This window comes from Thomasclavelia sp. (genome assembly GCF_047249845.1).
Taxonomy (GTDB): domain Bacteria; phylum Bacillota_I; class Bacilli_A; order Erysipelotrichales; family Coprobacillaceae; genus Thomasclavelia.
In genome coordinates, this window is sequence record NZ_JBKTWO010000079.1 from 1 (window position 1) to 6,724 (window position 6,724).

Here is a 6,724-nt window from a genome sequence, read left to right on the forward strand (position 1 = left end):
CTGACGGTTTATCAGTTAGAAGATAATAATAAGCATTAATGATAGTTGTTTTACCGGTACCGTTATCTCCTCTGATCGATTTGTTCAGTCCGTCAAAATTTAATTCCAGGTTTCTTATTCCCTGGAAATTTGTTAATTTCATTTGATTTAGTTTAATTGCCATTCCTGTATCCTCCCTCTGTGCTTTTGTAATAAGTTTCGCCTTCCTTAAAGGTGATGATTTTAATAATCCTACTGTTTTTAATGACATAAACTCTTACGGTCTCGTCATCTACATTTGTTTCTACACGACAGCGGATATTTGGATCCTCGCGATATTGTTCAATTATTTCAAAGTATGCATCATTCAAATGTTTGCTGAACATATTGTGGTTGAATTCAATGTTAGTTGACATCTTTTTCCTCCTCATTTACCGTGAATTCTTTAAAAAGAACGTGAGCACTCTTTACAAGTTCGCAGATTTTACCAACACTAAGATTTGTGTGTTTATTTATATTTTCTACAAGATAATTAATGGCTAAAAATATCGATGCCACATCACAATTTTTAATTTCTGCATCAACCCCGTCATCTTCAAAATTTAAACGAATGTACTGTTCGTTATTTTTTTGACCTTTAATTTCTACTACTTTTACATCGGCTCCTAATTTTTTTGCGTCTTTAATAATCCCTTCAACTAATTCCTTGATTTTATCTTCCATTTCCTTTTCTCCTTTATAATTTTCTGATTAGTCCTGCAGCTATTTCTGCAAGGATGTATATTACTGCCACGATGGTTAATGCACCACGAGCAGTTAATTTATCTATCATCTTCCTTTTTTCCTATTTGGATCCATTGTTGGAAGGTTATCTTACCGCTCATGGATTCTATTTCTTCTGTTATTAGTTTAGCTTCAAACTCACTGCCGTTAAACAGCTCTTTCAAAAGCTGAAGCTTTACTTCATAATTTTCTTCAATGCGCAGCAGTACTCTATTTTTCATTTTGACTTCCTCCTAAATATCTTCTATAATGAAGATGGGTGTTTTACTTAGTCGACGTTGCCGCGTCGGCTTTTTTGTTTACTTATAATCTCAACTAGCGCCTGGACAAGCTCCGTTGTTGGATTAGGATTCCATTTAGTCATGTAATCCTCAAATGCTGCCCGAGGAATCACGATAGATCTATGTCCGTTTGCATTCTTTGTACAGCTCCCAGGAAACACTCCCTGTTCTACTGCATTTCTAACAAACGCCGGATCTTTGTTGAGACGCTTGGCACATTCCTCAGGTGTAATAGTTTCGACTCTTTCCATCTTTCTCACCTCCCTTTGATTTAGCACCCCATTAAACAAGTGTTTTTTCGCTACACAATTAATAAATTTGTTATAATATCCTTATCAACACTGCCACGTTGAAATCTAAAGAAAGGAATTTTATTAATATGAGTACTTCTGAACATGTAATAATGGAAGGCTATTTAGATTTTCATTGGAATGAAATTATGTCCGATTTAAATGAGTTCAACAGATTATTAGGAACCGATTTTAATTCTTTGTCATCACGTGAATTAATAACAGAAACGACAATGAATTTAATAGGTAAATCTACTATTGATGTTTCTAAATTAGCACCATTCATTACTCGTCATGCAAACAAATAGTCATTAGAATCAGGGTTAAGTTTTCTTTGCTTAATCCTTTTTCTTTAATTAAATCTAATAATTTACCGATATTTGAAAGTTCTATCACTTCAAAATCAGCTTCTTCAAATCTTTCTGTACCTTTCCTAATATGTTTTTAGCAAATAAGTCAACTCCACTTTTTGTGGTTTTTTTATTAAAAAAATATAGATTCAACCGACACTTTATAGTATTTTGCAATCTTTGCTTTAATGCTATCTCTAGGTGTTCTAATCCCTAATTCATAATTTGATAAAGCGGTTTGATTAATTCCTAACGATTTTGCCACTTCTGCTTGTGTTTTATCGCCACGCAACTTTACCAATTTATTTCCAATTTCTTTTGATGATGGCACTTGTCACCCTCCTTTCTCTCCACTTTTTGTGGATACATATATAATAACTCGTCCAGGTTTTATTGTCAACACTTTTTGTGGAATAAATCACTTTTATTTATCCACGACTTGTGGTATTATATTGTTGTGGAGGTTTACAAACATGAAAACAAGAACAATGGGTGCTGTAATAAAACAGCTTAGAGAGGAACGTTCCCTAACCCAAAGTGATTTAGCAAAAATAATTGGTGTATCATCTAGTACAATAGGAATGTGGGAAAATGATGAACGTTCACCAAATGAGGACAAAAAAGAAATAATTGCTGATTATTTTAATGTAGATATGAATTATTTATATGGAAAAACTTTGGTTAGAAATAGTTATAGAGAACTAGGAACTATTGATGAGGAAAATCCATACTATATCCCTGATCACTTTGAAACTGTAACTGATGCGATGGAATTCATTTTAAGAGTTCCTGTTGTTGCTAATAACTGCGGTTACGATCTCGATACTATGTCTGAAGAAGAAATAATTGAAATGGCTGAGGATCTATCCGAAATGCTACAAATCATGGCAAAGAAACACAGGAAAAAATAATGATGGAAGTTCATGAAGTAATTGAATATTATAATCAAAACGGATTGAACGAGACATTAGATTATTTTGACATAGACATAATACACAAAGAACTGAGAGGGAAAACGGTTGAATCAAGATTAGTAATAGACTTTTATGGGAAAGCAACTATCTTTATTCAGCCAGATTTAGATGAGAATTACGAACAGTTTTTAAAGGCTCACGAGCTTGGGCACTATTTGTTACATTATCAATGTGATATAAGCTTTAATTACCTCACAAGGGTATACAAAACTAAAATAGAAAAAGAAGCTAACAGTTTTGCCTGCAAGCTTCTAATGAGTGATATTAATATAAAAGAACAAGAAAATATAGACTTTATTGCCATGGAAAAGGGAATTCCATTAAAAGTATGGCATTCGGTGATGGAATCAATATAAAGGGGAGAATTAGAATATGGGATTATTTAATATATTTAAAAATAAAAATATACCGCAGGAACCATCATTTAATATTGATTTAAATAAATGCGAATATGATAATTGGCTTTCGTTTTTAGAATATGGTGGCACCTCTGAAGAATGGGAAAGATTAAAAAAACAAAATAATTTGGTTTTTCCTAAAAGTGAAACTGAATTATTCTGGAAATGTCAAGAAGAATTACAACCTATAGCAAATAAATATTACAACCAACTACATAAAGAGATTAAGTCAGGATGGTCACAATTATACAAAAGTAAAGATTATACAAATGAATTTGCTAAAAAATACGAGCAACTGTGTATAGAAAATATAAACTTATATTTGCAAATGATAGCTATTGAAAAAAAATATAACGATTATACCTCAAAGAGTGTCCCCGCATATGAGCGGTTAACAATGCTTTACGAAAAACAAAAAAACTTCACTAAAGCAATAGATATTTGTAACGATGCAATTAAAAATGATGCGTCTAAGGAGACTATGAAAGCTAGACGCGACAATTTAATAAAAAAAATAGATAAAAACATAGTCGGTTTAACAAATAGAGAAACTGTTGTAAAAAAGAAAACATCTTCTAATCCTAGCAGACGCCAACAAATTGATCCTTCCTTAATAGATGAAGCTCAAAAAGTAGAAGCAAGCAAAAAATATTGTAAAATGATATGGAATAAATATTATTCAGCTTATCCTGAAAAACCATTTATCTCAAAGGATAGAGAATTATATTCTACATGGCTAGATCAAGTGGAATTATTTCCGTTACAAGCTTTAATCCCTCCTCAGGTAATGACAAGGTACAAAAACGGTCTACTTCCTGGTCATGTTTATATGATGCATTGGATTAAAAATATAAATAGAAAAAAAGTTCCTGCCTATTTTGAATATCAATACGGGATTTGTTTTAAAAAAGAATATTATTATTTAGAAAAACAAGGTTACATAAAAAATAATAAATTAACATTAAATGGCGATGAAATTCTTGAAAAATATAAAATTGTTATTAAAAATCACAGTTTTCTTGACGCTAAGGATAAATGGAATGCTGATTACAAAGTTAAATAACCAGTTGATAATATTATGAAAGCAATACATAATATATGGGAACAGAAATGGTTGCACCTGATGCGACTAGTGAAGCTCCTTATCGATAACGGTTAGGGGCTTTTGCTTTACGATATACACACTTCATAGTGTTTATATAAAAATGAAGGGAGAATCAAATTATGAGCACAAAAGGGATAAAGATTTTATTAGAAGAAATTGAAGTAAATAAAGAAAATTTTAGACATTCACCATTGAATAATGAATTAGAAGCTATACACTATTTAATCTCTGAAGATTATGAAAGCTACTTAAATTTAGCCAGAACTATGGCTAAAGATTGTCGCACATTTACAGTATTAATACTAGAGAGAAACAATGATAAAATATTAATGGACGCTAATAGAAGGGTATCAGTTTTAAAAATATTCAATAACCCAAAATTAATACCTTCTGACAAGGAATATGATAATCTGAGACATCTGTGTATAGCTAGAGGGTCTTTAGGCATAAAAGAACTAAATGCTGATATTTATTATGACTCTATCGATGAAGATAAGGAAAATTTAATGGATGCGCTAGATGAATTACATATTAATGATAATAAAACTAGAAAGGACTGGAATGCATTATCTCAGTATAGAGCCAGTCAGTTTATAGGATCGGAAATTAAGCATCCATGGATTAAGACTCTTGAATACTACGGGTTTTCAGATGATCAGATTATTCAAATGACAAATAAACGAACAGATATCTTTAATAGGATAATGAGAAAAAGCCAATTGAATATTTTGGAAAATGGAAAAATCAACCTTAATAACGATAATGCAATTATTAATGAGTTATGTAAAATCGTAAAAGATAGAGCATATTTTTTAGAAGATAAACCTATAAAAGTAAATACACGTACTCAAGCTAATATATACAAAGACATATTGGACGATTTAATCAAAAAATATTCTAACGGTCAGCTTGATTTCACTTTTAACATAGATAATTTAAAAAATCAAACAGAAGCAGACTCTGGTGTAATCCCACCAGAACAAACCGCATTTAATTTTAATAAAGATGATGACAGTATAGATTCAAATGAGGACTTAGATAAAAAAACAGATAACCGTAGCCCTTTAAAACGTGATGTTGAGAAAAGAAACACAGTAATTTCACAAGAACAAAAAAATGAATTATCTATGACATTAAATAGACAAGTTAATCAAATTGCTCATGAATTATCAATTTTAAATTTAAATGTTTATATAATTTCTGTCCCTATTATTCTTAGATCTTTTTTGCAATATTCATTTGAATGGTATGCTTCAAATGAAAATATTAAATTTAATCATAATAACCTTTTAGGCATAATTATGGCAGTAATGAATAAAATGTTTGAAAATAACTTAATTAGTCGTGAAGAAAAAGGCGCTCTTAAAGTTCTACTTGAAAAGGCTGAAATAATCAACCTACTAAATGAAGCTACTCACAACTTCCAAACTGCCGTTGTATCAAAAACGATTTTAATTGATTTTTATGACTCAATTCATCCAGTAGTAAAACATATTTATAAAGATAATTCTGGCCAATAAACTCGAAATTTGTTATATTTAACCTAAGGAGGTAATAAAATGGCATACTATTCACCATTAAGATACCCAGGCGGTAAAGGAAAAATGTATACTCAGACATTAGAAATATTAACCAATAATAACCTTCTAGGTTGTACATATATTGAAGCGTTTGCGGGAGGAGCAAATTTGGCCCTCAATTTATTATTTAATGGTCATGTAGATAACATTATCCTTAACGATATTGACCCTGCAATATATTCTGTATGGTCAGCAATCTTAAATTATGGTCCTGAATTTATAGAATTGATTATGACCACTCCAGTTACTATTGAAGAACGAGAACATCAAAGAGAAATATATAATAATAATAGAGATAATGTATTAGAACTTGGTTTTGCAACCTTCTACTTAAACAGAACAAACCGTTCTGGTATTATTACTGCTGGCCCTATCGGAGGTTTAAATCAAACTGGTAATTATTTAATAGATTGTAGATTTAATAGAAAATCTTTAGCTGATCGTGTACAACGCATATATGATAATAGAGAAAGGATTCAAGTATTTGATTTAGATGCGAGGGACTTTCTGCAGCTTCCGTTTCCTGATAACTCTTTTTTCTTTATTGATCCTCCTTACTTTTTAAAAGGTGGTCAATTATATAAAAATTTCTTTACTGAGCAAGACCATGTAGAAATTGCTAAAATCGTTAAAGAATTAAATTATCCCTGGGTTGTTACTTATGACAATGTTGATGAAATAAAAACAATATACTCATTTAATGACGGTATAGAATATGAATTATCATATACAGTAGAAAAAAAATACATTGGTTCAGAAATAATGTTTTATAGACAAGATTTAGATATAAATATTTAAAATAAAAAACCACCCTACGCCAATAGGATGGTCAAAGTGATACGCCAATACCACTTAAATATAAAAGACTCTCTCAAAGTCCTTTTACGTGCTTATTATAACACCTTAACACGTTCAAGGCAAACAACAATTAGAAAGGACGTGTTTTCATTATGGCTAGAAAGCAGACTTTTAAGCGCAGGCCAA

General features: G+C 30.9%; 12 protein-coding genes. 6 read left to right on the plus strand and 6 right to left on the minus strand.

The window, feature by feature from the left end:
* From ACLR9T_RS12980 to ACLR9T_RS13000, 5 genes are all read right to left on the minus strand, one after another.
* Window positions 1–250, minus strand: a 250-nt coding sequence (locus tag ACLR9T_RS12980) for an AAA family ATPase (protein ID WP_413109930.1), incomplete at its 3' end; no start/stop codon positions are given.
* Window positions 153–395: a hypothetical protein gene (locus tag ACLR9T_RS12985; protein ID WP_413109931.1), complete on the minus strand. Its 243-nt coding sequence runs from the start codon at window positions 393–395 to the stop codon at window positions 153–155. The genes ACLR9T_RS12985 and ACLR9T_RS12980, both read right to left, overlap by 98 nt.
* Window positions 385–702 carry a hypothetical protein gene (locus ACLR9T_RS12990; protein ID WP_413109932.1) on the minus strand — a complete coding sequence of 106 codons (318 nt, stop codon included), beginning with the start codon at window positions 700–702 and terminating at the stop codon, window positions 385–387. The genes ACLR9T_RS12985 and ACLR9T_RS12990 overlap by 11 nt, the downstream gene beginning before the upstream one ends.
* Before the next feature lie 98 nt (window positions 703–800).
* Complete coding sequence (locus tag ACLR9T_RS12995) at window positions 801–983, minus strand: hypothetical protein (protein ID WP_413109933.1); 183 nt, start codon at window positions 981–983, stop codon at window positions 801–803.
* A 47-nt stretch (window positions 984–1,030) separates the two neighbouring features.
* Window positions 1,031–1,294 (minus strand): hypothetical protein, encoded by a 264-nt coding sequence (locus ACLR9T_RS13000; protein WP_413109934.1) that lies wholly within the window; start codon window positions 1,292–1,294, stop codon window positions 1,031–1,033.
* A gap of 128 nt (window positions 1,295–1,422) precedes the next feature.
* Between ACLR9T_RS13000 and ACLR9T_RS13005 the strand changes: the two genes are divergently transcribed.
* Window positions 1,423–1,641, plus strand: coding sequence for a hypothetical protein (locus tag ACLR9T_RS13005; RefSeq protein WP_413109935.1), 219 nt, complete (start codon window positions 1,423–1,425; stop codon window positions 1,639–1,641).
* A 175-nt stretch (window positions 1,642–1,816) separates the two neighbouring features.
* Here ACLR9T_RS13005 and ACLR9T_RS13010 read toward each other — a convergent pair whose 3' ends face one another.
* The gene (locus ACLR9T_RS13010; RefSeq protein ID WP_413109936.1) at window positions 1,817–2,014 is read right to left on the minus strand and encodes a helix-turn-helix transcriptional regulator; all 198 of its coding nucleotides are present in this window, start codon (window positions 2,012–2,014) and stop codon (window positions 1,817–1,819) included.
* 142 nt (window positions 2,015–2,156) lie between these two features.
* Here ACLR9T_RS13010 and ACLR9T_RS13015 point away from each other — a divergent pair, with 142 nt between their 5' ends.
* From ACLR9T_RS13015 to ACLR9T_RS13035, 5 genes are all read left to right on the plus strand, one after another.
* Entirely contained in the window at window positions 2,157–2,594 is a 438-nt protein-coding gene (locus ACLR9T_RS13015) for a helix-turn-helix transcriptional regulator (RefSeq protein WP_413109937.1), read from the plus strand.
* Window positions 2,595–2,596: 2 nt separating this feature from the next.
* The gene (locus tag ACLR9T_RS13020; RefSeq protein ID WP_413109938.1) at window positions 2,597–3,013 is read left to right on the plus strand and encodes an ImmA/IrrE family metallo-endopeptidase; all 417 of its coding nucleotides are present in this window, start codon (window positions 2,597–2,599) and stop codon (window positions 3,011–3,013) included.
* A gap of 16 nt (window positions 3,014–3,029) precedes the next feature.
* A complete protein-coding gene (locus tag ACLR9T_RS13025) occupies window positions 3,030–4,118 on the plus strand; it encodes a hypothetical protein (RefSeq protein WP_413109939.1) in 1,089 nt (362 codons plus the stop codon).
* A 161-nt stretch (window positions 4,119–4,279) separates the two neighbouring features.
* Window positions 4,280–5,680, plus strand: coding sequence for a hypothetical protein (locus ACLR9T_RS13030; protein WP_413109940.1), 1,401 nt, complete (start codon window positions 4,280–4,282; stop codon window positions 5,678–5,680).
* A 39-nt stretch (window positions 5,681–5,719) separates the two neighbouring features.
* Window positions 5,720–6,538, plus strand: coding sequence for a DNA adenine methylase (locus ACLR9T_RS13035; protein ID WP_413109941.1), 819 nt, complete (start codon window positions 5,720–5,722; stop codon window positions 6,536–6,538).
* The last annotated feature ends 186 nt before the right edge of the window (window positions 6,539–6,724 follow it).